The organism is Cellulomonas timonensis (assembly GCF_900046455.1).
GTDB classification, from domain to species: Bacteria; Actinomycetota; Actinomycetes; order Actinomycetales; family Cellulomonadaceae; genus Cellulomonas_A; species Cellulomonas_A timonensis.
Genome location: NZ_FCOT01000012.1, coordinates 131,314 through 157,026, shown reverse-complemented (window position 1 = coordinate 157,026; position 25,713 = coordinate 131,314). Strand labels below are relative to the sequence as shown.

Below are 25,713 nucleotides of genomic sequence, written 5' to 3'. Positions count from 1 at the left end.
CGAGTGGCAAAGGGACAAACCGGGGTGTAGTCCTTGAGGTCAGTACCGCGCAGCAGCTGGGGGGCAGCGTGCGACGACGAACGAGGCTGGTCAGCACGGCGGTCGCGATCGCGGTCGTCGGAGGGCTTGCGGCATGCGGGGACTCCGGGTCCAGCGCGCCGACGCTCACGTGGTACATCAACCCGGACGACGGCGGGCAGGCGCAGATCGCCCAGGAGTGCACCGAGGCAGCAGGCGGGGCGTACTCGATCGAGACGTCGGTGCTTCCCCGTGACGCCAGCTCGCAGCGCGAGCAGCTCGCGCGGCGCCTCGCGGCGAAGGACTCCTCAATCGACCTGATGAGCCTGGACCCGCCGTTCATCCCCGAGCTGGCCGAGCCGGGCTTCCTGGCGCCCGTGCCCGACGACGTCAAGGAGCGGGTGACCCAGGACGTCGTGGCCGGCGCCCTGGCCGGGGCGACCTGGAAGGACGAGCTCGTCACCGTGCCGTTCTGGGCGAACACCCAGCTGCTCTGGTATCGGAAGTCGGTGGCCGCGGCGGCTGGGCTCGACATGACCCAGCCGGTGACCTGGGACCAGATCATCGACGCGGTGCGCACGCAGGACGTGTACCTGGCCGTGCAGGGCGCCAAGGCGGAGTCGTTGACGGTGTGGATCAACGCGCTCGTCGCCTCCGCGGGCGGCGAGATCGTGGTGAACCCCACCGCCGACGCCGAGCACATCGAGCTCGGCCTGGAGAGCGACGCCGGCCGGGAGGCCGCGCGCATCATCGGCACCATCGGCAAGGAGGGCCTCGGCGGCCCGGGCCTGCCCACCGAGGACGAGAACGCTGGGCTGTCGGTGTTCCAGGGGGACAAAGGCTCGTTCATGGTGAACTGGCCGTTCGTCTGGTCGGCCACGAAGGCGGGCGTCGAGGACGGCACGCTCACCCAGGCCCTGCTCGACGACATCGGCTGGGCCCTGTACCCGCGCGTCGATGCCGGCGCCCCGCCGGGCACGCCCTACGGCGGCATCAACCTCGGGGTCGGGGCGTTCAGCAAGCACACCGACCTGGCGTACGAGGCCGCCGAGTGCATCGTGACGCCTGAGCACCAGGCGTACTACTTCTCCACCAACGGCAACCCGGCGTCGAACACCGCCGCCTACAGCGACGCCGCGGTGCTCGAGGCCTACCCGATGGCGCCCGTCATTCGCGACTCGCTCGAGCTGGCCGTCCCACGGCCCCAGACGCCGTACTACAACGACGTCTCCATCGGCCTGCAGGAGACCTGGCACCCGCCGTCGTCAGTCGACCCCGACTCGACGCCGCAGCGGTCGACAGACTTCATCACGGCCGTGCTGCGAGGGGAGCGACTCCTGTGAGCACCGATGCGACACGTGAGCGCGGCAGGCACCGGGACCCCGGCGCCACCGACGCGGAGCGACAGGCCAAGGCCGCCCACAGCGACCGCACCCGGGCGGAGGCACGGCTCGGGTGGTACCTGGCCGGGCCGGCGTTCGTCATCATGCTGGCCGTCACCCTCTACCCGATCCTGCAGGCCTTCTACGACTCGCTGTTCCGGTACCGGCTGACGACGCCCGACGACAAGGCGTTCATCTGGTTCGAGAACTACTGGGTCATCCTGCGGGACGGGCTGTTCTGGCAGTCAGTGGGTGTGACGCTGTTCATCACCGTGGTCACGGTGATCGTGGAGCTCATCCTCGGATTTGCGCTGGCGCTCGTGATGCACCGCGCGATCCGCCGCCTGCGCGGGCTGCTGCGCACCGCGATCCTCGTGCCGTACGGGATCATCACCGTCGTCTCGGCCTTCGCGTGGTTCTACGCGTTCGACATCAACTCCGGGTACGTGAACCACTGGTTCGACTGGGTGCCGGGGATCTCGCCCGACCTCAACTGGTTCGCGCAGACCGGCACCAGCCTGTTCGTGATCATCGCCTCCGAGATCTGGAAGACGACGCCGTTCATCTCGCTGCTGCTGCTCTCGGGGTTGGCGCAGGTGCCCACCGACCTGGAGGAGGCGGCCGAGGTCGACGGCGCCACGGCCTGGCAGCGGTTCCAGCGCGTGATCATCCCCAACATGAAGGCCGCGATCATGGTGGCCGTCCTGTTCCGGGCCCTGGACGCGTTCCGCATCTTCGACAACGTGTTCATCATGACCAACGGCGCCAACGGCACCACCGTGCTGTCCCTGCTGGCCTACAAGACGTCGATCGGCCGCCTGGAGATCGGGCTCGGCTCCGCGATCTCGGTGCTGCTGTTCCTGTGCGTGATCCTCATCTGCTGGATCGCGATCAAGCTCTTCAAGGTCGACCTCGCCAGCGCGAGAGGGGAGTAGCGATGACCGGGACGCTGACGGGCCGGCAACGCTTCTGGTGGGCCGTGATCACGGTGCTGGTGCTGCTGTGGGCGCTGTTCCCGGTGGTGTCGATCTTCGCGACGTCGTTCAAGCTGCCCAGCCAGCTCAACCTCGGGCTGTTCTGGCCCAAGACCTGGACCACCAGCAACTACGAGCAGATCCTCGTGGGCGACGCGAAGACGCTGTTCCTGTCGGCGCTGCGCAACTCCATCGGCATCTCGCTGATCGCCACGGCCATCGCCGTGGTGCTGGCCACGCTCGCCGCGTACGCCATCGGCCGCCTCGACTTCCCCGGCAAGCGGCTCATCCTCACCGCCGCGCTCGGGGTGTCGATCTTCCCGGCCATCTCGATCGTCACGCCGCTGTTCAACCTGTGGCGCAACATCGGCCTCTACGACACGTGGCTCGGCCTGATCATCCCGTACCTGTCGCTGACACTGCCGATCTCCATCTGGACGCTCGCGGCGTTCTTCCGGCAGATCCCCTGGGAGCTGGAGCAGGCGGCGCAGGTGGACGGCGCCACGAGCTGGCAGGCGTTCCGCAAGGCGATCGTCCCGCTGGCCGCGCCGGGCGTCTTCACCACGGCGCTGATCGCGTTCTTCATCGCGTGGAACGACTTCGTCTACGGCATCTCCCTGACGTCCACCGACCGGGCCCGGCCCGTGCCGGCGGCGCTCGCGTTCTTCACCGGCGCCTCGCAGTTCGAGGAGCCGACCGGCGCGATCTCCGCCGCGGCGGTGGTCGTCACCATCCCCGTCGTCATCCTCGTCCTGCTGTTCCAGCGGCAGATCGTCGCCGGCCTCACCCAGGGCGCCGTCAAGGGCTGACGCCGCCCCACCCCTCTCGAGGAGAAGCACATGGCCTCCATCACCCTCAAGGACATCGTCAAGGTGTACGGCGACGGCTACCTCGCCGTGAAGGGCGTGAGCCTGGACATCGCCGAGGGCGAGTTCGTCATCCTCGTCGGGCCGTCCGGCTGCGGGAAGTCGACGCTGTTGCGGATGATCGTGGGCCTCGAGGACATCACCTCGGGGGACCTGCTCATCGACGGCGAGCGCGTCAACGAGGAGGCGCCGCGCAAGCGCCGCCTGGCGATGGTCTTCCAGAACTACGCGCTCTACCCGCACCTGACGGTCTTCGAGAACATCGCGTTCCCGCTGCGGCTCGAGCGCGGTCAGTTCACCGAGGAGCAGATCCGGGAGAAGGTGCGGTTCGCCGCCGAGACCCTCGAGCTGCAGGACCACCTGGACCGCAAGCCGGCGAACCTGTCCGGCGGGCAGCGGCAGCGCGTGGCGATGGGCCGCGCGATCGTGCGCGACGCCCGCGCGTTCCTGTTCGACGAGCCGCTGTCGAACCTCGACGCGAAGCTGCGCGGGCAGATGCGCACCGAGATCTCCCGGCTGCAACGCTCACTCGGCATCACCACGGTCTACGTCACCCACGACCAGACGGAGGCCATGACCCTGGGCGACCGGGTGGCGGTGCTCCGCAAGGGCGAGCTGCAGCAGATCGCCAGCCCGCGCGGCCTGTACGAGCAGCCCGTCAACCTGTTCGTCGCCGGCTTCATCGGGTCTCCGCCGATGAACTTCCTGCCCGGCGAGGTGGAGGGCGACGTGCTGCGGCTGCCCATCGCGGACGTGCCCCTGACCCCCGAGCTGCGCGAGCGGCTCGCTGACCGGCGCCTCGTGATCGTCGGCATCCGCCCCGACCACTTCGTCGACGCCGCGCTGCTCGAGGAGCACAAGCGCGACGCGGGGGTGACCTTCGACGCGGTCGTGGACGTCATCGAATGGCTGGGCTCCGAGCTGTACGCCTACATCCCGTTCGAGACCCATCCCGACGTCGCCGCCAAGCTCGACGAGCTCGACCGCGACCTCGACGGGGAGAGCATGCGCACCCAGCTCGTCGCGGCGCTCAGCTCGGAGTCGCGGGTCCGTGACGGCGAGTCGCACCCGTTGTGGTTCGACCCGGCCCGGATGCTCGTCTTCGACCCCGAGACGTGGGAGAACCTCACGTACAACGAGGCCGCGGTGCAGGCCCTGGACGAGCAGAACGAGCAGGACCGCAAGGCGGCGCTGGAGCGTGCGGCGGCCCGGCTCTCCGCCGCGGGCACCACCCCCGGCTGACGGGCGTGGGACTCGCGTTCGAGGGAGGCCCCTGATGCCTCACCGGGAGGACCTCCGGCCCGCGGGAGGCCGACGTCCGCGCAGGTAGAGTGCGCGCATGGTCGGGCGATGGGGCGCGTCGACATCACCGGTGGAACCGGGTGGTGACACGCATCGCCGTGCGTCCGCGCGCCGGACCACACGGCACCTGCTGGCCGCCAGCGGGCTGGCGCTGATCCTCGTGGTCGCGGGCTCTCCAACCCCCAACGAGCGCACGCGCTTCGCCGAGCGCTCCCTGACGTCCCAGACGGCGGTGCTCACCCCCGCCGGCGTGGTCACCGTGCGGGCGGACGACGTGCTCGAGCGCTTCGAGGGCACCAACGTCCAGCTCACCCAGGAGGGCGACGCCGAGCACGAGGCGTCGGTGGCGCTCGCGGACGACCAGCGCCGATGGCTCGCGGCGGGCGTGGTGCCCGGGCCCGAGGCGTACGAGGACATGGCCCGGCAGGCGCTGCTGGACCTCGACACCCTGCTGCTCGAGGACGGCGCGCTGCTCGCCGCCCCGAACGGCGCCTGGCGGTACACCTGGCCCCGCGACGCGAGCTTCGCCGCCGTGGCGCTCAGCCGCACCGGCCACGCGGACGACGCCGCCCGCATCCTGCTGCGCCTCGCCGCCCTGCAGTCCGAGGACGGCACATTCCAGGCCCGCTACCTGCCCGGGGACAGCGGGCTGCCGCCGGACGATCGCGGCATCCAGCTCGACTGCGACGGCTGGTTCCTCTGGGCCGCCGCCGAGTGGCTGCGGCACGCCGACACCGATGTCACCGCGGACACGGACTCCGCCGCGGTGCTCGCCGAGTTGCGACCCGCCCTCACCCGCGCGGTCGACGCGATCGCCGCAGTCACCGACCCCGTGACCGGGTCGCCCGCGGTGAGCCCCGACTACTGGGAGGTCAAGGAGACCCGGGTCACGCTCGGGTCGATCAGCGCGCTGCTGCTGGGGGTGCGCTCCGTGCAGGAGCTCGCCGGGGACCTGCCCCAGGGCGCCGACCGGCTGTGGGCCGCCGACCTGGCCCGCCGCGGCGCGCTGCTCGAAGTGCTGCTGGACGGCGCCGTCCAACGGGACTTCGCGGCGCACGGGTACCCGCGGCACGCAGGCGGCGTGCTGCTCGACGCGGCCGTCGCGTTCCTCATGCCGCCGTTCGCCCCCGCCGACGACGCGGTGGTCGACGCCTGGGAGCGGGCGTCGGTGGGCATGCTCCGGCCTGCCGGCGGGTTGGCGCCGGGGGAGGGGTGGCGCTCCGACGGCATCTCGTGGACGCCGCAGACGGCGCTGTTCGCGCTCGCCGCCGCCGGGTCAGGTGACGACGAGCGGGCGGCTGTGTGGCTGACCTGGCTGGACGAGCACCGCACCGAGGCGGGGTCGCTCCCGGAGAAGGTGCTGTGGGACGGCCGCCCGGCCGCGGTGGCGCCGTTGTCTTGGACCTCGGCGCTCGTCCTGCTGGCCCTCGTCGAGCTTGACGAGCGCCAGGTCGAGGTCGCCACGCGCTGAGTGGCGCCGAGCGCGGCACACTGCGCGCGGGGACCGGATCGGCGCCGCGGGGCGACCGCTGCCGCCCGTGGTGACGCGGGCTCGGTGAGGCGCGCTACGCCGCGATCTCCGCGAGCCGGGCCTCGACGAGCGCGGCGAGGATCTCGCGCGGGAGCGGCGCGTCCGGCGGCACCCGCACGGCGCCCTTCGACGTGGCGTACCCGGTCAACTGGTCCGCCAGCGTGGTGGTCACGTCGCCGCTCATCGGCAAGTACTGGCAGTGCCCCGCGGTGAAGCCGATCCCCGCCACGCCCTTGCCCCCGACTTTGAACGTCGGCACGCCGTACGCGATCGTCTCGACAGCGTCGGGAAGCAGCTCGCGCAGGGTGGCGCGCATGGCCAGCAGCGTGGTCCGGTGGGGATCGGGGGCGGAGGCGAAGTACGCCTCGACGTCATCGGTCATCGCAGTGCACCGTCCCTTTCGTCGAGCGAACTCAGCCTCGGTCGGAACTCAGCCCTCGTCGAGCTCGGCGGACGTCGGCGGGTTGGCGCCGGGCCGTGAGACGGTGATCGCCGCGATCCTCGCGCACCGCTCCAGGATGGCCCCGACCGTCTCCGGGGTCACGTCGTGCAGCGCGTCTCGGCGCTCGGCGCCCAGCAGCCCTGCGCTCCACAGCCCGTCGATGAGGCCGGACATGAACGAGTCCCCGGCGCCCACCGTGTCCGCGACCTTGACCGTCGGGGCGGCCACCATCAGCCGGGCCCCCGAGTTGGTCGACGCGAACGCGCCCTTGCCGCCATGGGTGACCACCACGAGCGACGGGCCGCGGCGCGTCCACTCCTCGGCGATCTCCGCCGGTGCGATGCCGGGCAGCAGCCACGCGAGGTCCTCGTCGCTGACCTTCACCACGTCGGACTGCAGCACTAGCGCCTCGACCACCGGCAGCGCCTGCTCGGGGGAGCCCATCAGGGCGGGGCGCAGGTTCGGGTCGTAGGTGATGGTCGACGTCGCCCGGCGGTCTGCGACGAGCCGCGCGACCTTCTGCGCCCCAGGCTCCAGCACCGCCGCGATCGAGCCGGTGTGCAGCACCAGTGGCGGCTCCGCCGACTCCTCCCACGTGCTGGGGAGGTTCCACTCGAGGTCGAAGTCGTAGGTCGCGACGCCCTCCTCGTCGAGGAGCGCCGTCGCGATCGAGGTAGAGATCGCCGACTCGGCGCCCCGCAGCACCCGGACGCCCGAGGCGTCGAGGTGGCGGTTGACCAGGGCCCCATACGCGTCGGGGCCGGTCCAGGTGAGCAGCTCCGCATGCCGACCGAGCCGGGCCAGCCCGAGCGCCACGTTGGCGGGGCTGCCGCCGACGTGCTCGCTCACCGAGCCGTCAGGCCGGCGCACCACGTCGACCAGGGCCTCGCCGACCACCAGGGCGCGACCGGGGACCGGGCTCATCGCGCGTCCTCCTCGTCGGCGTCGGCAGGGCGGTCCAGGCCCTGCGCGGCCGAGAGCCGCTCACGGGCGCCGTCCAGCCACTGCTGGCAGCGGTTCGCCAGCGCCTCGCCGCGCTCCCACAGCACGAGCGACTCCTCGAGGCTGGCGCCGCCGGCCTCGAGCCGGGCGACGACCGCGATCAGCTCGTCGCGCGCCTCCTCGTAGCTGAGCGCGGCGAGGGCGTCGTCGGGGACAGGGGACTCGGAGGCAGTGGTCTTCGGCACGGGACCAGTCAACCAGCCGCCGCCGACGTCCCGCGAGCCTCTGTCGACGTCACTGCCGCGCGCAACTCGCCGAGGGCCACCCGCACGCGCAGCGCGTCCCCTTCTGCGACCTCCGCGGGGTCGCGGACCACTGCGCCATCACCGCGCTGCACCACCGCGTACCCGCGCTCGAGGGTCGCCGCGGGAGACAGTGCCCGCACCTGCGCGGCGAGCCGCTCGGTCTGCCCCGCCGCGCGGCTCAGCAGCAGGTCCAGCGAACGCCGGGCGGTGTCCCGCGCGCGGTGCACCTCGTGCTCGCGCATGTCGACGAGCGTCCCGGGCTGCGCGAGCACCGGGCGTGAGCGCAACGACTCCAGCCCGGCGCGCTCCCGCACCACCCGGTGCGTCAGGGCCGCGCGCATCCGGCCCCGGGCCTGCGTCAGCCGGGCCCGCTCCTCGCCCACATCGGGCACGATGCGCTTGGCGGCGTCGGTGGGCGTGGACGCGCGGTAGTCGGCCACCAGGTCGAGCAGTGGCGTGTCGGTCTCATGGCCGATGGCGCTGACCAGCGGGGTGCGGCAGGCCGCCGCGGCGCGGACCAGCGTCTCGTTGCTGAACGGCAGCAGGTCCTCCACGGCGCCACCGCCACGGGCCACCACGATCACCTCGACGTCGGGGCGCGCGTCGAGCTCGGCGATGGCGGCGCTGACCTGCGCGACGGCGCCCACGCCCTGCACCGCGACCTCGCGGATGACGAACTCGACCTGCGGCCACCGGGCACGGGCGTTGACCACCACGTCATGCTCGGCCTTCGACTCGCGCCCGCACACCAGGCCGACCACACGCGGCAAGAACGGCAGCGCGACCTTGCGGTCCGCGTCGAACAGCCCCTCCGCGGCGAGCACGCGCTTGAGGTGCTCGATCCGGGCCAGCAGTTCCCCCACGCCGATCGCCCGCACCGCGTCCGCGTTGAGCTGGAGCGTGCCGCGCTTCGTCCAGAACACCGGCTTGGCATGCACCACCACATGCGCGCCCTCCTGCACCGACGTCGTCGCGGCGGCCAGCACCCCCGCCGGCATCGACACCGGCAGGGACATGTCCGCGTCCGTGTCACGCAGCGTGAGGAACGCGATGCCCGAGCCGGGGCGCCGGTTGAGCTGCACCACCTGGCCCTCGACCCACACCGGGGCCATCCGCGCCACGTAGTCGGCGATCTTCGACGACAGCAGCCGCACCGGCCACGGGTTCTCCGCCGTGGTGTCCAATGCCCGCGCGGGCAGCCCGCCGCCGGCCTGGCCCTCGCCCGCGCTCACGCGCCACACCCCTGTCCCGTGTTCATGATCTGCACCCGACCAGCCTGTCATGCGCCGGAGACATGCCCGGGAGCCGGTGGCCATGCGCTGGACAGGTGGCAGGTCTGTGGCGGGGTGGCGCCGGGCGGGGCGGGGGGGGGGGGGGGCCGCCCCGCCGGGGGGGGGGGGGCCCCCCCGCGCCCCCCCCCCCCCGTCTCTTTTACACATCCCCGTCTCTTTTACCCGTCTCTTTTTATACATGCGGGCGGGTGCTCGCGGGGCCTGCCTAGACTGGCGGGCGTGACCACCTCGATGCCCTCGCCCCTCCGCAAGCGCGTGCTGCTGGCGGCGCCGCGCGGCTACTGCGCCGGAGTCGACCGTGCGGTGATCGCCGTTGAGAAGGCCCTCGACCACTACGGCGCCCCGATCTATGTGCGCAAGGAGATCGTGCACAACAAGTACGTCGTGGAGACCCTCGCGTCCCGCGGCGCGATCTTCGTGGACGAGACGGACGAGGTGCCCGAGGGCGCCCGCGTCGTGTTCTCCGCGCATGGCGTCTCCCCGGCGGTGCACGCGGCGGCGGAGGCCCGCTCGCTGCAGACCATCGACGCGACCTGCCCGCTCGTGACGAAGGTGCACAAGGAGGCCGTGCGCTTCGCCTCCGACGACTACGACATCCTGCTGATCGGGCACACCGGCCACGAGGAGGTCGAGGGCACGCAGGGAGAGGCCCCCGAGCACATCCAGGTGGTCAACTCCCCGGCCGACGTCGACGACGTGGTGGTGCGCGACCCCGACAAGGTGGTGTGGATCTCGCAGACCACGCTGTCCGTGGACGAGACCATGGAGACGGTGCGGCGGCTGCGTGAGCGCTTCCCGACGCTGCAGGACCCGCCGTCGGACGACATCTGCTACGCCACGCAGAACCGTCAGGTTGCGGTGAAGAAGCTGGCGCCGGACTGCGACGTGGTCATCACCGTCGGCTCGGCGAACTCGTCGAACTCGGTGCGCCTGGTCGAGGTCGCCCTGGACGCCGGGGCCCGCTCGTCCTACCGGGTGGACCGCGCGTCGGAGATCGACCCCGCCTGGCTCGAGGGCGCCACGACCGTCGGCGTCACCTCCGGCGCGTCGGTGCCGGAGATCCTGGTCCGCGACGTGCTGGACCTGCTGGCCGAGCACGGCTTCGGCGAGGTCGAGGAGGTCCGCACGGCCACCGAGGACCTGATGTTCTCGCTGCCGCGCGAGCTGGCCTCGGACCTCAAGCGGATGGGCGTCAATGTCAGCACCCCGCGCCGGGGACCGCGTCGCGACCTGAGCATCCAGCCGCTCTGAGCAGTCAGCCGCTGACCTGGCCGCTGCTCTAGCCCGCCAGCCACGCTGAGCGGGCTCGGGCGGCGGCTGCGGTCAGCGCCCGGCGGCGCTGTCGAGGTCGTCGAACGCGACGAAGCGCTCGCTCGCCGAGGCCAGCAGCTCGGGGGCGCTGACCACGCTGAGCTGGGGGTTCGCCGTGGGGGGCGTCGCCAGGTCGCCGTCGACGACCTGCAGGTCGGCGAACCTGCGGGCGCTCACCAGCACCCGGGTCTCGAGTGAGGACACGGTCTGGTTGTACGCGCCGGCCGCGGCGTCGATGGCCCGGCCGAGCTTCGCCAGGTGGGAGCCCATCGTCGCGAGCCTGCCGTGCAGCTCCTTGCCGAGCGTGAGCACCTGCTGCGCGTTGGACGCGAGGGCGTCCTGCCGCCAGGCGTAGGCGATGGTGCGGAGCATCGCGAGCAGCGTCATGGGCGTCGCGATGACGACGTTGCGCTCGAAGGCGTGCTCGATGATCGTCGGGTCCTCCTCGACGGCCGCGTGCAGGAACGCCTCGGCCGGGACGAACATCACCACGAACTCCGGCGCGGGGGCGAACTGGTCCCAGTACCGCTTGCCGGCGAGGTCGTCGACATGCGCCCGCACATGCCGGGCATGGGCCTTGAGGCGCGCGGCCCGCACCGACTCGTCGGCGGCCTGGCTCGCCTCGAGGAAGCCGAGGAAGGCGACCTTCGCGTCGACCACCACGTTCTTCCCACCGGCGAGCTTGACCACCATGTCGGGGCGCAGCAGGCCGTCGTCGGTGCGCACCTGGTCCTGCTCGACGAAGTCGACGTTCGCGAGCATCCCCGCGGACTCCACCACCCGCCGGAGCTGCTGCTCGCCCCACCGGCCGCGCACCTGCGACGAGCGCAGCGCCGTGACGAGCTGGGACGTCTCGGCCCGGAGCTGCTCGGAGGACGCGCGCATGCCCCGCACCTGCTCGCCCAGCGCGGCCTGCCCCTCGAGCCGGGCCTTCTCCGCGGTGGTGAGCTCGTGGCGCACCGCCTCGAGGGTGCGGCTCAGCGGCTCCACGAGCGCGCGCACCGCCTGTTCGCGCTGCGCGAGCTCGCCGACCTGCGACTGCTGGCTCGCGGAGAGCCGCTGGTGCGCGAGGGCCAGGAACTGCTCGTTGTTGCTGGACAGGGCGTCGGCCGCGAGGGCGCGGAACTGCTCCGCGAGCCGCTGCTGGTCCTCGCGGACCCCCGCGAGCCGTTCGGCGTGCGCGGCCCGCTCGGCTGCGAGCTGCGCCTGCGCGCGGGCCGTCTCGACCTGCGCGGCCTGCACCTGCGCGGACGACCGTCGGCTCGCGACGAGCACGCCCCCGAGCACACCGACGACGAGCGCGACCACCACAGCCAGGATGTCCATGGCGTCACCGTGTCACGGACCGCCCACACGCCGGAAACGGCCGACGGGTCGTCGGAGGCCCCACTAGCCTGACCGCGTGACCGAGAGCAGCGCCGCCCACGAGCCCGCCCCACCGCAGCCGCCCGCACCCGTCTCCGCGCCCGTGCCCGACGCTGCGGCTCCGACGGGTCTCGCGGCCCAGCCCGCCGTGCCCGCCGCGCTGGAGTTGCGCGGCCTGTGGAAGAAGTTCGGCTCGAAGATCGCCGTCGCCGGCATCGACCTCACGGTCCCGGCCGGCTCGTTCTACGGGCTCGTCGGCCCGAACGGGGCGGGGAAGACGACGTCGCTGTCGATGGCGACGGGCCTGCTGCGCCCCGACTTCGGCCAGGTGATGGTGCTCGGCCAGGACCTGTGGGCGGACCCGGTGAAGGGCAAGTCGCTGCTCGGCGTCCTGCCGGATGGCGTGCGCTTGTTCGACCGGCTCACCGGCGAGCAGCTCGTGACGTACGCGGGCCTGCTGCACGGGCTGGACCGGGAGACGGTGGCGGCGCGCACCGCCGACCTGCTGGCCGCCCTGGACCTGACCGCTGACGCCCGCACGCTGGTGGTCGAGTACTCCGCGGGCATGACCAAGAAGATCGCGCTGGCCTGCGCCATCGTGCACGCCCCCCGCGTGCTCGTGCTCGACGAGCCGTTCGAGGCGGTGGACCCGGTCTCGGCGGCGAACATCCGCGAGATCCTCACGTCGTACGTCGCCTCCGGCGGCACGGTGATCGTGTCCTCGCATGTGATGGACCTGGTGCAGCGCATGTGCGACCACGTCGCGGTGATCGCGAACGGCCACGTGCTGGCGGCGGGCACTGTCGACGACGTCCGCGCGGGCGCGAGCCTTGAGGACCGGTTCGTGCAGCTCGTCGGGGGCCGGAGCACGGGGGAGGGCCTCGCGTGGTTGCGCACCTCGTCCGTCTGAAGCTCGCGCTGCTGCGCAACGGGCTGCGCCGCTCGGTGTGGCAGGTCATCGGCCTGGTCGTCGGCCTGCTGTACGGCCTGGGCTTAGCGGTGTTGCTGCTGGTGGGCCTGGTGGCGCTCGCCGTGCAGGACGACCAGGAGCTCGCCGCGACAGTGCTGCTGCTGGGCGGCAGCCTCCTGGTGCTCGGCTGGTGGATCGTCCCGCTGGTCGCCTTCGGGGTGGACGCGACGCTCGACCCGCAACGGTTCACCACGTTCTCCATCCCGCGCCGCTCGCTGCTGGCGGGGCTCGCGATCGCCGGCCTGGTGGGCATTCCGGGCCTCGTGACGGTGCTGGTGGCGCTGACCTCGGTGACGGTGTGGTGGCGGACGCCCGCAGCCGTCGTGGCGGGGCTCGTCGGCGCGGTGCTCGCGGTGGCGCTGTGCGTGGTCGGCTCGCGCGCCACGACGACGGCGCTGGCCCCGTTGGTGATGCGCCGCAAGGTGCGCGAGGTCGCCACGATCGCGGTGCTGATCCCGATGTTCCTGCTGGGGCCGATCATGGGCGCGGTGGGCAGCGGGCTGGAGAGCATCTCCGACACGTTCCCGGAGGTCGCGCGGACGCTTGGCTGGACGCCTTTCGGGGCGCCGTGGGCGCTGGCCGTCGACGTCGCCGCCGGGCAGTGGGCGCCGGCCGCCGCGAAGCTCGCCATCGGACTGGTGACGCTCGCCGCTCTGCTGTGGGTGTGGGACCGGGCGCTGACCCGTGCGCTCACCGGGGGAGAGCAGCGCGAGGGCCCGCGGGCGAAGGCGCGCGGGCTCGGCTGGTTCGACCGCTTCCCCGCGACGCCGGTGGGTGCCGTGGCCGCGCGGAGCCTGACCTACTGGCTGCGCGACCCCCGGTACGCCGGCGCGGTGATCCTGGTGCCGTTGGTGCCGGTGCTGTTCCTCTTCCTGGGCGGGCGCCAACTGTCGCTCCTGCTCTCCGCGCCGATCGGGGCGCTGCTCTTCGGCTGGGGCATCGCCGCGGACATCGCCTACGACAGCACCGCGTTCTGGACGCACGTCGCCGCGCCGATCCGCGGCACGGTGGACCGCTGGGGGCGGGCCTGCGCGGCACTGGCGCTCGGGGCGCCCGCCACGCTGCTCATGTCCGTGGTGGTGGTCGCGTTGACCGGGCGCTGGGACCTGATCGTCCCCGTGGTGGGATACAGCCTCGGCGTGCTGGCCACCGCGACGGGCGCGTCGAGCTTCATCTCCGCCCGGGTCGTCTACCCGGTGCCGAAGCCGGGCGAGAACCCGTTCTCCACCCCGCAGGGCAGCCAGACCGCGGCGATGGTGTCGCAGATGGCGGGCATGGCCGGCATCCTGCTCCTGGCGCTGCCCAGCACGGCGCTCGCGGTGGCGGCGGTGCTCACCGGCTCGATGTGGCTGGGCCTGCTCACGGCCGTGGCGTCGATCGCGCTCGGCGGCCTGTTCCTGGTGCTGGGCGTGCGGATGGGCGGCGTCCAGTACGACACCCGGGCGCCCGATCTGCTCACCACGATGCGCGGATTCGCCTGACCCGCGCGGCACCACCTTCGCGGCGGCTCGGCCCGGCATTCGGCTCGGCCACGTAGCATTGCCCGACGTGGCACTCACCATCGGCATCGTCGGCCTGCCCAACGTCGGCAAGTCCACCCTTTTCAACGCACTGACCCGCGCGCAGGTGCTCGCGGCGAACTACCCGTTCGCCACGATCGAGCCCAACGTCGGCGTGGTCCCGCTGCCCGACCCTCGGCTGGAGAAGCTCGCCGAGATCTTCGGCAGCGAGCGCATCCTGCCCGCGACGGTGTCGTTCGTCGACATCGCGGGCATCGTCAAGGGCGCCAGCGAGGGGGAGGGGCTCGGCAACAAGTTCCTCGCGAACATTCGCGAGGCCGAGGCGATCTGCCAGGTCACCCGCGCCTTCGCCGACCCGGACGTGGTGCACGTCGACGGCCGCGTCTCTCCCAAGGACGACATCGAGACGATCAACACCGAGCTGATCCTCGCGGACCTGCAGACCCTGGAGAAGGCGGTGCCCCGCCTTGAGAAGGAGGTGCGGGGCAAGAAGGCCGACCAGGCGCTGCTCACCGCCGCCCAGCAGGCCCAGGCCGTGCTGGAGAAGGGCGAGACCCTCTTCCAGGGCGCGAAGGCCGCCGGCATCGACCCCGAGCAGCTCGCGCAGCTCCAGCTCATGACGGCCAAGCCGTTCATCTACGTCTTCAACACCGACGACGCGGGCCTCGCGGACACCGCCATGCAGGACGACCTGCGCGCGTTCGTCGCCCCCGCCGACGCGATCTTCCTCGACGCGAAGTTCGAGTCCGAGCTCGTCGAGCTCGAGCCCGACGAGGCCAAGGAGATGCTCGCCGAGAACGGCCAGGAGGTGCCCGGCCTGGAGCAGCTCGCCAAGGTCGGCTTCCACACCCTCGGCCTGCAGACGTACCTCACCGCCGGCCCCAAGGAGTCGCGCGCCTGGACGATCCACCAGGGCTGGACGGCGCCGCAGGCCGCGGGCGTCATCCACACGGACTTCCAGAAGGGCTTCATCAAGGCCGAGGTCATCGGCTTCGAGGACCTGGTGGCCGCCGGATCTGTCGCTGCCGCCCGCGCCGCCGGCAAGGCGCGCATCGAGGGCAAGGACTACGTCATGCACGACGGCGACGTGGTGGAGTTCCGCTTCAACGTGTGAGCTCGCGCCTCATCAGGCAGACGTCAACGCGGCTCGGTCGGTGGGATTCGACTGAGCCGCGTTGTCCTCTGCCTCGCACCACGACGTGTGTGGGCGACTACCCCTGCGGCACCGTGCCCACCTGCTTGGCTGGCACGCCAACGACCACGGCCCATGCGTGCACGTCCTTGGTGACGACAGCTCCTGCGCCGCCGACAGCCCCATCGCCGATCGTCACGCCCGGCAGGACCGTCACGTTGGCGCCGAACCACACGCCTTGGCCGATCACCACGCGGGCCGGATGCATATCGGCCCGTCGGCTGGGCGTCATGTCGTGATTCAGCGTCGTGATGACGGCGTTGTGGCCGATGAGCGACCCATCGCCGATCTCGATGCCGCCCTGGTCCTGGAACCGGCAGCCGCTGTTGACGAACACGTTCTCGCCGAATCGGATGTTCTTGCCGAAGTCAGCGCTGAAGGGCGGGAAGAGGTTGAAGGACTCGGAGACCTCGTGCCCGGTGAGCTCGCTCATCAGGGCGCGCACCTCGTCGGGGGAGCAGTAGCGGCCGGAATATGGGCCATGTCCCCGACGATAGGTCGTCGTGTCCCGCGCCCTCTGGCGGTGTGGCGCCGTGGGCGTCCTGTGAGGGCGCGTGAGCCCTGGGGCGCGGCACATAGCACGCGCGTCCTGTTCGTGCAGCGCGGTTGGGCCGTTTTGCGCTCTTCGATCGACACCCGCTGTGTAACAGCGATGTTTCCGCAGGTGTCCATCTCATATCCTGGACACTACTGCCCAGTATCGATACGGTAACGATCCGCTCTCCGAAACGATCGCGTCCGATATGTCCTCCGCGGTGTGGCTAGCGTGACCACACATCCCTAGGCGTCCGCCTGTCTGAACCAGACGGGGGACGCCCGGTGTCCGAACCGCGTCGCAGTGCGCGGCGGGTTCGTCACACACTCCCAGGAGGAACATTGAAGACGATGCGAGCGGTTGCGGCCGTCTCCACGCTGGCGGCGGGTTCGCTCGTGCTGGCGGCATGCTCGGGCCCGGCGGAGAAGGACTCCGGCATCTCCGAGTCCAGCACCATCACCGTCGCGTGGGAGGCGCCGCTCAACGAGCTCAACACGAGCTCGAGCAACGGCAACGCCACGCAGAACGCGGTCATCACCTCCATGCTGAACGGCGCGTTCTGGTACTACAACGAGAGCCTGGAGCTCGTCCACGACGAGTCCTTCGGCACGTTCGAGAAGACCAGCGACGACCCGCTGACGGTGAAGTACACGTTCGCGGACGACGTCAAGTGGAGCGACGGCACGCCGACTGACGCCGCTGACCTGCTCCTCGAGTGGGCCGCCACGTCCAACGTCTTCAACAACGTCGAGGCCGAGGAAGACCCGGAGACGGGCGAGGTCCTCAACCAGGACGCGATCGACGCCGGCGTCTACTTCGACGGCAACGTCCCCGGGCGCGCGCTCATCACCGAGACCCCGGAGATCACCGACGACGGCAAGACGATCACCTTCGTCTACTCCAAGAAGTTCGCCGACTGGGAGTCCGACTTCCAGAAGTCGGACATCCCGGCGCACGTCGCGGGCCAGCTCGCCCTCGGCATCGAGGACGCCGACGAGGCCAAGGCCGCGGTCGTCACCGCGATCCAGGAGAACGACGTCGAGGCGCTGAGCAAGCTCTCGAAGGTCTGGAACTCCGGCTTCGAGTTCACGAGCCTGCCGGCTGACGAGAAGGTCTACGTCTCCAACGGCGCCTTCCTGATGACCGAGTACGTCGAGAACTCGCACATGACGCTCGAGGCGAACCCGGAGTACAAGGGCGACCTCAAGCCGAAGGTCGACAGCATCACCATCCGGTACATCGAGGACCCGATGGCCCAGGTGACCGCCCTGCAGAACGGTGAGGTCGACCTGATCGGCCCGCAGGCCACCGCTGACGTCCGCGCCGCGATCGAGGCCCTGGACGGCGTCGAGTCGCTCAACGGCGTCGAGGGCACGTACGAGCACGTCGACCTGGTCTTCGCCAACGGCGGCCCGTTCGACCCCGCGACCTACGGCGGCGACGCTGAGAAGGCGCGCAAGGTCCGCCAGGCGTTCCTCAAGGCGATCCCGCGTCAGCAGATCGTCGACAACCTCATCGTCCCGCTGAACCCGGACGCCGAGGTGCGCAACTCCTTCATCATCATCCCCGGCTCGTCTGACTACGACGACATGGTCAAGGGCAACGGCTCCGACGCCTACACCGCGGCTGAGGACATCGAGGGCGCCAAGGCGCTGCTCGCCGAGGCTGGCGTGACCACGCCGGTCAACGTCCGCTTCGCGTTCAACGGCGACAACACGCGCCGCCAGACGCAGTTCGCGCTCATCACGGAGACGGCGGCCGCCGCTGGCTTCACGCTCGTCGACGCGAGCAAGCCCGCCGCCGAGTGGGGCACGCTCCTGTCCACCGGCCAGGACCAGTACGACGCCTCGCTCTTCGGCTGGCAGTCCACCTCGACGGCCGTCACCGAGTCGGACGCCAACTACCGCACCGGTGGCGTGAACAACTACGGCAAGTACTCCAACGCCGAGGTTGACGCGCTGTTCGACGAGCTCCAGGTCGAGACGGACCCGGCCAAGCAGATCGAGATCCAGATCAAGGTCGAGAAGATCCTCTGGAACGACGCATTCGGCACCACCATCTTCCAGTTCCCGGCGATCCAGGCCTGGAAGAACATCACCGGTGTCACGCCGATCAGCATCTCGCCGACGATCTTCGCGGGTTACTGGAACTGGGAGACCACGGGCACGACGGCGGGCGACGAGCCCTCCGCCACCAGCTGACCATTCGGCTCGGCTACACGCCTGACCAGGCCTGACAGCGGTCTGGGCATCACGCGGAGCGCGCCGGAACCCTGAGTTCCGGCGCGCTTCGCGGTTCCGTGCCCCAAGGGTCGGCGTCGCGGTCGCGTCCCTTTCTTCCCCCGCCCCCGTTCTGACGGCCGGGGCGGGCCCTGGTGGAGGACTGCGCATTTCGAGTCGCAGCCCATGAGCGCGTACGCTGGCGCGGCCACGGGGGATTCCGCTGTCACTGCGAGGTATCGCTTTCGATGTTCACCTTCATATCGCGACGAATCCTGCAAGGGCTTGCCACCCTGCTGGCGTCGAGTTTCTTGATGTATCTGATGGTGTCGGTCTCCATCCGACCCCTCGACGACCTGCTCGAGAGCACGTCGCCCAATAAGGAGCAGCTCATCGCTGCCCGGCGGGTGCTCCTCGACCTGGACACGCCTGTCGTGATCCGGTACGTCAAATGGCTCGGGAACTTCCTCACCGGGGACCTGGGCACGGCCTGGGTATCCGGTCAGGCGGTCGGCGACAAGCTCGGCGGGGCTGTGGTCTCGACGCTCCAGCTCGTCAGCGCCGCGACGTTGCTCGCCATCCTGTTCGGGGTGGCCGTCGGCATCGTCAGCGCGCTGCGCCAGTACACGTCGTTCGACTACCTCATCACCTTCGTCTCGTTCGTCCTCTACTCGCTGCCCGCGTTCTGGGTCGCTGTGCTGCTCAAGCAGTGGGGCGCGATCGGGTTCAACGACTTCCTCGCTGACGCCTCGCAATCCTGGCCGGCGATGATCGGCGCAGGGCTGGTGTTCGGCGTCGTGGCCGCGCTGGCCGTCGGGGGCGATGCCCGCCGACGGGTCACCGGCTTCGCGATCGGCGCCGTGGCCACCTCAGCAGTGCTGGCATACCTGTCGCTCAGCGGTTGGTGGAGCACCCCGCACCTGGGCCCCGTGCTCATCGCCGTCGTCGGCACGGGCTTCGCGCTCGCCATCACCACGCTCTCCACCGGCCTGCGCAACCGCCGCTCGCTCGGCTCCGCGCTGTCCGTCGTGGTGCTCGGCATCGTGCTGTACACGCCGTTGCAGTACCTCTTCGCGTACGTGCCGATGAACTGGCCGTTCGCCCTCGCGCTGGGCGGCGTCGCCATCGGCTCCGGGTGGCTCGTCGGGCGGCTGTGGGGTGGCCCGGACCGGGGCCAGTCCTCGCGCACCGCGGCGCTGACGGCCCTCGCCGTGTCCGCCATGATCTTCATCGACCAGGTCATGCAGGTGTGGCCGAAGTACTTCAACGCGCCAGCGATCAAGGGCCGTCCCATCGCCACCGTCGGCGACCGGACCCCGAACCTGGGCGGCGACTTCTGGGTGCGGACGCTCGACACCTACACCCACCTGCTGCTGCCGACGCTCGCGCTGCTGCTGATCAGCTTCGCCGGGTACACGCGGTTCTCCCGCGCCAGCATGCTCGAGGTGATGGGCCAGGACTACATCCGCACGGCCCGCGCCAAGGGGCTCTCCGAGCGGACCGTGGTGATGCGCCACGGCTTCCGTAACTCGATGATCCCGCTGGCCACCATCGTCCCGCTGGACGTGGTCGCGCTGTTCGGCGGCGCGATCATCACCGAGCAGGTCTTCGGCCGGCCCGGCATGGGCCAGCTCTTCATCAAGTCGCTGCACAACGCGGAGATCGAGCCGATCATGGCCTACCTCGTGATCACGGCAGGGCTCGCGGTCCTCGCGAACATCCTCGCCGACCTCATCTACGCCGCACTCGACCCTCGAATCCGGGTGAACGCATGAGCACGCCAGAGACCCCCTCCCCGCACGGCGCCCTCGACGAGCTGCCCCCGGAGGAGGCCGTCGAGAACGCCATCGAGCTCAAGGAGGTCGAAGGCCTCTCGCAGAACCAGATCGTGCTGCGGAGGTTCTTCCGCCACCGCGCGGCAGTCGCCGCGATGGTCGTGCTCATCGGCATCGTGCTGCTGGCCTTCACCTCGATCGGCGTCGGCCCGATCCCGGGCTGGTGGAAGTTCTCGCCCAACCAGACGGGCGCGTTGGCCAACCCGAGCGGCTCGCCCACGATGAGCCTGCCCACGTGGCTGGGCGGCACCGGCCTGGCGATCGGGGAGCACCCGTTCGGACAGGACGAGGCTGGGCGTGACGTGTTCGCACGCGTCATGCGCGGCACGCAGACGTCGCTCACCGTGATGGGCATCGTGGGCCTGGTGGCCTCGATGGTCGGCATCCTCGTCGGCGCGCTGGCGGGCTACTACCGTGGCGCGCTGGACAGCTGGCTGATGCGGTTCACGGACCTGGTCATCACCATCCCCGTGCTCGTGCTCGGCGCGATCCTGGGCAGCCTCGCGGCGGGCGCCGGTGGCGCGTACCTGCTGGCGATCTTCCTCGGCCTGGCGTCGTGGACCACGCTGGCCCGGCTCGTGCGCGGTGAGTTCCTCTCGCTGCGCGAGCGGGAGTTCGTCGACGCGGCCCGCGTGGCCGGCGCCAGCGACCGGCGGATCATCTTCAAGCACATGCTGCCGAACTCGATCGGCGTGATCATCGTCAACCAGACGCTGCTGATGAGCTCGGCGATCCTGCTGGAGACGGCCCTCAGCTTCGTGGGGATGGGCATCCGCTACCCCAACGTGTCGCTGGGCCAGCTCATCAACCAGTACCAGGAGGCGTTCGCGACGCGACCGTGGCTGTTCTGGTGGCCGGGCATGCTGATCGTCACGATCGCGCTGACGGTGAACTTCATCGGCGATGGCATGCGGGACGCGTTCGACCCGCGGCAGAAGCGCATCCCGTCTCAGCGCAAGATGGACCGCGCCGCGGCCCGGACCGCGCGGTCGACCGCAGCCGCCGCGGAACCGGGACTCTGATGACGGGCCTGCACAGGCCCTCGCAGGCGGCCCGGTCAGCCTGCGGCGGCGCCGAGCGCCACCAGCACGGACAGCACCGCGCAGCCGGCCACCACATCCCAGTGCCAGCGGACAGTCGGGACGGGGGCTCCCTGCACGGGGACCCGGTCGAGGTGCCCGGCCTTGCGCAGCGCCTCATGGCGCGCGGCGATCTCCAGGGCGGCCACGTCGGCGCTGGCGCCGTTGGCCGTGCGTCGGGCGTCCACCGGCTTGGCCAGGTCGCGACGGGCGGGCGCCCCGCTGCGCGCGGGGGTCGCCCATGCGGTGTAGTCGCCGCCGGTGGTCTCGATCTTCAGGGCGAGGCGGGTGTCGGCACCCCGGTAGGCGGGCCACGGCACGTGCACGGTGCGCAGCACATTGCGCAGCTCGATGCCGCCGTCGGAGACCTCCACCCGTGGGCGCCAGAACATGGCCCACACGAGCAGCACCACGAGCAGCGGCACAGCCCCGTACCGCAGCAGCTCCCGGCCGCCGCCGGCGGCCATCGCCACCAGGCAGACCAGCCCGGCGAACGCGGTCGCGACCGTCAGCACACGACCCGGCATCGACCTGAACACCCGCGCAGCACCCATGCGCACATGCTCCCAGACACGATGAGCACGCCTGTCACGCCTGCGGGCGCGAGCAGGACCCCCCGGAAGGACCAGATCACCCGTGGCCACTGAAACCGCAGTCGAGGCGCCCGCGCGCGAGCGCGCCGAGCCGGTCCTCACCGTCCGCGACCTGAGCGTCAACTTCTACGTGGATGGCGAGTGGTTCCCCGCCGCCGTGGACGTCAGCTATGACGTGCGCCCGGGCGAGGTGCTCGCGATCGTCGGCGAGTCGGGCTCCGGCAAGACGCAGTCGTCGATGTCGCTGATCGGGCTGCTGCCCCCGAACGGGCGCGCATATGGCAGCGCCATGCTCGACGGCCGCGAACTGCTGGGCATGTCGCCCGGGCGGCTGCGCCATGTGCGGGGCAAGGAGGTCGCGGTCATCTTCCAGGAGCCGATGACGGCCCTGAACCCCGTCTACACCGTGGGCTTCCAGATCGTGGAGACGCTGCGCACGCACTTCCCGATGGGCCCCAAGGAGGCCAAGGCCCGCGCCATCGAGCTGCTGACCATGGTGGAGATCCCCGAGCCGGAGCGCCGGTTCGACTCCTACCCGCACCAGCTCTCGGGTGGGCAGCGGCAGCGCGCCATGATCGCCCAGGCGCTGGCCTGCGACCCCCGGCTGCTCATCGCCGACGAGCCGACCACGGCGCTGGACGTCACGGTGCAGGCGGAGATCCTGCAGCTCATGCGCGACCTGCGCACCCGCATCGACTCGGGGATCGTGCTCATCACCCATGACATGGGCGTGGTGGCGGACCTGGCCGACTCGATCCTGGTGATGAAGGACGGCCGCGTCGTCGAGCAGGGGACGGCGGAGCAGATCTTCTCCAACCCGCAGCACCCCTACACCCGCTCGCTGCTGGCCGCGGTGCCCCACCTGGGCGCGTCCCGCCCGGCGACGGCCGTCGTCACCGAGCCGGACCGCGAGCCCGCTCCGGCGCCTGCGGATGAGCGCCCCGTGGTGCTCGACGCGCAGGGCATGGTCATCGAGTACCCCGGGCGTGGGCGCACGCCCGGCTTCCGTGCGGTCGACGGCGTGGACCTGACCCTGCACCAGGGCGAGGTCGTGGGCCTGGTGGGGGAGTCCGGCTCGGGCAAGACCACCATCGGCCGCGCGGTCGTGGGCCTGCTGCCCGTCTCGGCGGGCACGCTGCGGGTGGCCGGGGTGGACATGGTCGGCGCGTCCCGCAAGACCCTGGCGCCGTTGCGCCGGCAGGTCGGGATCGTCTTCCAGGACCCGGGCTCCTCGCTGAACCCGCGCCTGCCGATCGGCGAGTCCATCGGCGAGCCGATGATGCTGCACACCGGCATCAAGGGCGCCGAGCTGAGCCGTCGGGTCGAGGAGCTGCTGGACCAGGTCCACCTGCCGCGTGCCATGCGCAACCGCTACCCGCATGAGCTCTCGGGCGGGCAGCGCCAGCGGGTCGGCATCGCCCGGGCGCTGTCGCTGGAGCCGAAGCTGCTGGTGGCGGATGAGCCGACGTCAGCGCTCGACGTGTCGGTGCAGGCGCGCGTGCTGGAGCTGTTCCAGGAGCTGCAGCGCGAGCACGGGTTCGCCTGCCTGTTCATCTCGCACGACCTGGCGGTGGTGGAGATCCTCTCCAGCCGGGTCGCGGTGATGCACCAGGGCAAGCTCGTGGAGCACGGGGCCACGGAGCAGGTGGTGCACGCGCCGCAGCACGCGTACACGCAGCGGCTGCTCGCGGCCGTGCCGGTGCCGGACCCGGTGGAGCAGCGCAGCCGGCGCGAGGCCCGCGCGGCGTTGCTGGCCGAGGCCGCACATGAGCAGGATGCGATCGAGCAGGCTGCGCTGGCGCGCGCGGCGGCCGCCCGGCTCGACGGGATCGGCGAGGACAGGGTGCCGCCGAACGCGCTCTGAGCGCGTCTCACCACACGGCACCACACGACAGGCAGGGCCGGCGCGGACTTCCGCGCCGGCCCTGCCTGTCGTGTGCCCGGGGTCCGCGGCGGGGTGGGTGACCGCACATTGGACGTGTGTCCATCGCTCCCTGATTCGGCGTATACCATGTGCGCGGCTGCAAGGTGATGGCTTTGGTCCAAATTAACCCTATGGGATGAATCGACCGTCCAGTCGGCGGATCGACTCGCCCGCCGCTCGGTGCTCGAGCGCAGGGGGTTGTTCGGCCTGTGCCACCCGTTCCAGCCACTCGGGATCGATCGCGCACGGTGACGGTCACGCCTGCCACCCGGCTGGCATGCCGCGCCCCCGTTGCTGCTCGACCGCGGCCTGTCGAGCCGACCGCGGTCACCGAATTCCGGGCCTGTCCGGATTCCACTGGAGGAACAATGAAGATCAGGCGTTTCGCCGGCTTCGCGGCCACCATCGCGGTGGGCGCGCTTGCCCTGACCTCGTGCGCCAGCGCGGGCACGGACGGCGGCGGGTCCACGGCTGACAGCTCGGGCGGCATCGTGACCGCCTGGGGCAGCGAGCCGCAGAACCCGCTCATCCCCACCAACACCAACGAGGTCGGCGGCGGGAAGATCATCGACCTCGTCTTCTCGGGCCTGGTCTACTACGACGCCGACGGCGCCGCGCACAACGAGGTCGCCAAGTCCATCGAGACCGAGGACGCGCAGACCTACACGATCACGCTCAACGAGGGCTGGACGTTCACCAACGGCGAGCCCGTCACGTCCGAGAGCTTCGTCGACGCCTGGAACTACGGCGCCCAGCTGAGCAACGCCCAGCTGTCGAGCTACTTCTTCGAGGGCATCGAGGGCTTCTCGTGGGACGAGGACTCCGAGCTCACCGGGCTCCAGATCGTCGATGACACGACCTTCACCGTGAAGCTCAAGCAGCCCGAGGCCGACTTCCCGCTGCGGCTCGGCTACTCCGCGTACTTCCCGCTGCCGCAGGTGGCGTTCGAGGACATGGACGCCTTCGGCGAGCACCCGATCGGCAACGGCCCGTACAAGGTCGCCTCCGAGGACGCCTGGCAGCACAACGTCGAGATCGCCCTGGCGCCGAACGAGGACTACTCCGGCGACCGCGAGGCGCAGAACGGCGGGGTGACCGTCAAGTTCTACGAGACCCTCGACGGCGCCTACAACGACCTGCTCGCCGGCCAGCTCGACGTGCTCGACCAGGTGCCGGACAGCGCGTTCAGCACCCTCGAGGACGAGCTGGGCGACCGTGCGGTCAACCAGCCCGCGGCGATGATCCAGACGCTCATCATCCCGATGGACCTCGAGCACTTCACCGGCGCCGAGGGCCAGCTCCGCCGCCAGGCGATCTCCATGGCGATCAACCGCGAGGAGATCACCGAGGCGATCTTCGAGGGCACGCGCACGCCGGCGGACGACTTCACGTCGCCCGTGATCGACGGCTGGTCCGACGACGTGACGGGCTCCGAGGTGCTCGACTACAACGCGGCCAAGGCCAAGGAGCTGTGGGCCCAGGCTGACGCGATCTCGCCGTACACCGGCACGTTCACGATTGGCTACAACAGCGACGGCGGCCACCAGGCCTGGGTCGACGCTGTGGCCAACAGCCTGCGCAACACCCTGGGCATCTCCGCCGAGGGCAACCCGTACCCCGCGTTCAAGGACCTCCGCGAGGACGTCACGAACGGCGCCATCTCCGGGGCGTTCCGCTCCGGCTGGCAGGCCGACTACCCGGGCCTCTACAACTTCCTCGGCCCGCTGTACGGCACCGGGGCGGGCTCGAACGACGCCGGCTACTCGAACGCCGAGTTCGACTCGCTGCTCGCGCAGGGCTCCGCGGCCACGTCCGTCGACGAGGCCAACGAGTACTTCACGCAGGCGCAGGAGGTCCTGTTCCAGGACCTCCCGGCGATCCCGCTCTGGTACCAGAACGTCACGGGCGGCTCCGCTGACACCGTCTCGAACGTCGAGTTCGGCTGGAACAGCGTCCCGCTGCTCTACGAGGTCACCAAGAACTGACCTCGCCTGACGCCCTGGGGGTGGAGCCACGCCGGCCCCACCCCCAGGGCTCGCCCGCCCGGGAGGTCCGGAGCGGGCTCCCACTGTCTGTCCGCGTGCCCGAGAGGCGCGCGGAACCACACGAGGAGGAG

At 71.0% G+C, this 25,713-nt stretch carries 20 protein-coding genes and 1 pseudogene; 14 read left to right on the top strand and 7 right to left on the bottom strand.

Going from position 1 to position 25,713, the window contains the following annotated elements; translation table 11 throughout:
- Positions 1–68: 68 nt before the first annotated feature.
- The 5 genes from BN3788_RS09155 (at position 69) to BN3788_RS09135 (ending at position 6,013) form a co-directional block, all read left to right on the top strand.
- Positions 69–1,361, top strand: a complete 1,293-nt coding sequence (locus BN3788_RS09155; protein WP_066584863.1) for a sugar ABC transporter substrate-binding protein — start codon at positions 69–71, stop codon at positions 1,359–1,361.
- On the top strand, positions 1,358–2,335 hold the full coding sequence (locus tag BN3788_RS09150; RefSeq protein WP_066584861.1) for a carbohydrate ABC transporter permease: 978 nt from the start codon (positions 1,358–1,360) through the stop codon (positions 2,333–2,335). The genes BN3788_RS09155 and BN3788_RS09150 overlap by 4 nt, the downstream gene beginning before the upstream one ends.
- Positions 2,336–2,337: 2 nt before the next feature.
- Entirely contained in the window at positions 2,338–3,183 is an 846-nt protein-coding gene (locus tag BN3788_RS09145) for a carbohydrate ABC transporter permease (RefSeq protein ID WP_066584859.1), read from the top strand.
- A gap of 30 nt (positions 3,184–3,213) precedes the next feature.
- Entirely contained in the window at positions 3,214–4,482 is a 1,269-nt protein-coding gene (locus BN3788_RS09140; RefSeq protein ID WP_066584857.1) for an ABC transporter ATP-binding protein, read from the top strand.
- 97 nt (positions 4,483–4,579) lie between these two features.
- On the top strand, positions 4,580–6,013 hold the full coding sequence (locus BN3788_RS09135; RefSeq protein ID WP_147525095.1) for a glycoside hydrolase family 15 protein: 1,434 nt from the start codon (positions 4,580–4,582) through the stop codon (positions 6,011–6,013).
- 94 nt (positions 6,014–6,107) lie between these two features.
- Here BN3788_RS09135 and BN3788_RS09130 read toward each other — a convergent pair whose 3' ends face one another.
- The 4 genes from BN3788_RS09130 to xseA are packed head-to-tail and all read right to left on the bottom strand — an operon-like array spanning position 6,108 to position 8,994.
- Positions 6,108–6,455: an iron chaperone gene (locus tag BN3788_RS09130; protein WP_066584852.1), complete on the bottom strand. Its 348-nt coding sequence runs from the start codon at positions 6,453–6,455 to the stop codon at positions 6,108–6,110.
- 48 nt (positions 6,456–6,503) lie between these two features.
- The gene (locus BN3788_RS09125; protein WP_066584850.1) at positions 6,504–7,439 is read right to left on the bottom strand and encodes a carbohydrate kinase family protein; all 936 of its coding nucleotides are present in this window, start codon (positions 7,437–7,439) and stop codon (positions 6,504–6,506) included.
- The gene (locus BN3788_RS09120) at positions 7,436–7,702 is read right to left on the bottom strand and encodes an exodeoxyribonuclease VII small subunit (protein WP_066584843.1); all 267 of its coding nucleotides are present in this window, start codon (positions 7,700–7,702) and stop codon (positions 7,436–7,438) included. Before BN3788_RS09120 ends, BN3788_RS09125 begins: the two co-directional genes overlap by 4 nt.
- 8 nt (positions 7,703–7,710) lie before the next feature.
- Positions 7,711–8,994 carry an exodeoxyribonuclease VII large subunit gene (gene xseA, locus BN3788_RS09115; protein WP_066586932.1) on the bottom strand — a complete coding sequence of 428 codons (1,284 nt, stop codon included), beginning with the start codon at positions 8,992–8,994 and terminating at the stop codon, positions 7,711–7,713.
- A 291-nt stretch (positions 8,995–9,285) separates the two neighbouring features.
- Between xseA and BN3788_RS09110 the strand changes: the two genes are divergently transcribed.
- Entirely contained in the window at positions 9,286–10,305 is a 1,020-nt protein-coding gene (locus BN3788_RS09110; protein ID WP_066584842.1) for a 4-hydroxy-3-methylbut-2-enyl diphosphate reductase, read from the top strand.
- 72 nt (positions 10,306–10,377) lie between these two features.
- Here the strand turns inward: BN3788_RS09110 and BN3788_RS09105 are convergent, their stop codons facing one another.
- On the bottom strand, positions 10,378–11,691 hold the full coding sequence (locus BN3788_RS09105) for a DNA recombination protein RmuC (protein WP_066584839.1): 1,314 nt from the start codon (positions 11,689–11,691) through the stop codon (positions 10,378–10,380).
- A 142-nt stretch (positions 11,692–11,833) separates the two neighbouring features.
- Between BN3788_RS09105 and BN3788_RS09100 the strand changes: the two genes are divergently transcribed.
- From BN3788_RS09100 to ychF, 3 genes are all read left to right on the top strand, one after another.
- Positions 11,834–12,640, top strand: a complete 807-nt coding sequence (locus BN3788_RS09100) for an ABC transporter ATP-binding protein (protein ID WP_066586930.1) — start codon at positions 11,834–11,836, stop codon at positions 12,638–12,640.
- Positions 12,616–14,181: a hypothetical protein gene (locus BN3788_RS09095; protein WP_066584836.1), complete on the top strand. Its 1,566-nt coding sequence runs from the start codon at positions 12,616–12,618 to the stop codon at positions 14,179–14,181. Before BN3788_RS09100 ends, BN3788_RS09095 begins: the two co-directional genes overlap by 25 nt.
- Positions 14,182–14,248: 67 nt before the next feature.
- Positions 14,249–15,334, top strand: a complete 1,086-nt coding sequence (ychF, locus tag BN3788_RS09090; RefSeq protein WP_066584833.1) for a redox-regulated ATPase YchF — start codon at positions 14,249–14,251, stop codon at positions 15,332–15,334.
- Positions 15,335–15,431: 97 nt separating this feature from the next.
- On the opposite strand, the pseudogene BN3788_RS09085 reads toward ychF, so the two are convergent.
- Positions 15,432–15,869 (bottom strand): annotated as a pseudogene (locus BN3788_RS09085) (DapH/DapD/GlmU-related protein); the annotation flags it as partial.
- A 428-nt stretch (positions 15,870–16,297) separates the two neighbouring features.
- On the opposite strand from BN3788_RS09085, the gene BN3788_RS09080 reads away from it, so the two are divergent.
- From BN3788_RS09080 to BN3788_RS09070, 3 genes are all read left to right on the top strand, one after another.
- On the top strand, positions 16,298–18,148 hold the full coding sequence (locus BN3788_RS09080; RefSeq protein ID WP_082812751.1) for an ABC transporter family substrate-binding protein: 1,851 nt from the start codon (positions 16,298–16,300) through the stop codon (positions 18,146–18,148).
- Between the two features lie 332 nt (positions 18,149–18,480).
- Entirely contained in the window at positions 18,481–19,941 is a 1,461-nt protein-coding gene (locus BN3788_RS09075; RefSeq protein WP_315969751.1) for an ABC transporter permease, read from the top strand.
- On the top strand, positions 19,938–21,023 hold the full coding sequence (locus tag BN3788_RS09070) for an ABC transporter permease (protein ID WP_066584824.1): 1,086 nt from the start codon (positions 19,938–19,940) through the stop codon (positions 21,021–21,023). Before BN3788_RS09075 ends, BN3788_RS09070 begins: the two co-directional genes overlap by 4 nt.
- A gap of 35 nt (positions 21,024–21,058) precedes the next feature.
- On the opposite strand, the gene BN3788_RS09065 is transcribed toward BN3788_RS09070, so the two are convergent.
- On the bottom strand, positions 21,059–21,634 hold the full coding sequence (locus BN3788_RS09065; protein ID WP_082812750.1) for a PH domain-containing protein: 576 nt from the start codon (positions 21,632–21,634) through the stop codon (positions 21,059–21,061).
- 82 nt (positions 21,635–21,716) lie between these two features.
- Here BN3788_RS09065 and BN3788_RS09060 point away from each other — a divergent pair, with 82 nt between their 5' ends.
- Both BN3788_RS09060 and BN3788_RS09055 read left to right on the top strand, forming a co-directional pair.
- Positions 21,717–23,537 carry an ABC transporter ATP-binding protein gene (locus BN3788_RS09060; protein WP_066584818.1) on the top strand — a complete coding sequence of 607 codons (1,821 nt, stop codon included), beginning with the start codon at positions 21,717–21,719 and terminating at the stop codon, positions 23,535–23,537.
- Between the two features lie 428 nt (positions 23,538–23,965).
- On the top strand, positions 23,966–25,582 hold the full coding sequence (locus BN3788_RS09055; RefSeq protein WP_066584815.1) for a peptide ABC transporter substrate-binding protein: 1,617 nt from the start codon (positions 23,966–23,968) through the stop codon (positions 25,580–25,582).
- Positions 25,583–25,713 lie beyond the last annotated feature (131 nt).

Coding starts and splice junctions, on each gene's coding strand:
- BN3788_RS09135 (WP_147525095.1), top strand. CDS start 4,580: ATGGTCGGGCGATGGGGCGCGTCGACATCACCGGTGGAACCGGGTGGT.
- BN3788_RS09130 (WP_066584852.1), bottom strand. CDS start 6,455: ATGACCGATGACGTCGAGGCGTACTTCGCCTCCGCCCCCGATCCCCAC.
- BN3788_RS09075 (WP_315969751.1), top strand. CDS start 18,481: ATGTATCTGATGGTGTCGGTCTCCATCCGACCCCTCGACGACCTGCTC.
- BN3788_RS09105 (WP_066584839.1), bottom strand. CDS start 11,691: ATGGACATCCTGGCTGTGGTGGTCGCGCTCGTCGTCGGTGTGCTCGGG.
- BN3788_RS09065 (WP_082812750.1), bottom strand. CDS start 21,634: ATGGGTGCTGCGCGGGTGTTCAGGTCGATGCCGGGTCGTGTGCTGACG.
- BN3788_RS09125 (WP_066584850.1), bottom strand. CDS start 7,439: ATGAGCCCGGTCCCCGGTCGCGCCCTGGTGGTCGGCGAGGCCCTGGTC.
- BN3788_RS09140 (WP_066584857.1), top strand. CDS start 3,214: ATGGCCTCCATCACCCTCAAGGACATCGTCAAGGTGTACGGCGACGGC.
- BN3788_RS09080 (WP_082812751.1), top strand. CDS start 16,298: ATGCGAGCGGTTGCGGCCGTCTCCACGCTGGCGGCGGGTTCGCTCGTG.
- BN3788_RS09070 (WP_066584824.1), top strand. CDS start 19,938: ATGAGCACGCCAGAGACCCCCTCCCCGCACGGCGCCCTCGACGAGCTG.
- BN3788_RS09145 (WP_066584859.1), top strand. CDS start 2,338: ATGACCGGGACGCTGACGGGCCGGCAACGCTTCTGGTGGGCCGTGATC.
- BN3788_RS09110 (WP_066584842.1), top strand. CDS start 9,286: ATGCCCTCGCCCCTCCGCAAGCGCGTGCTGCTGGCGGCGCCGCGCGGC.
- BN3788_RS09055 (WP_066584815.1), top strand. CDS start 23,966: ATGAAGATCAGGCGTTTCGCCGGCTTCGCGGCCACCATCGCGGTGGGC.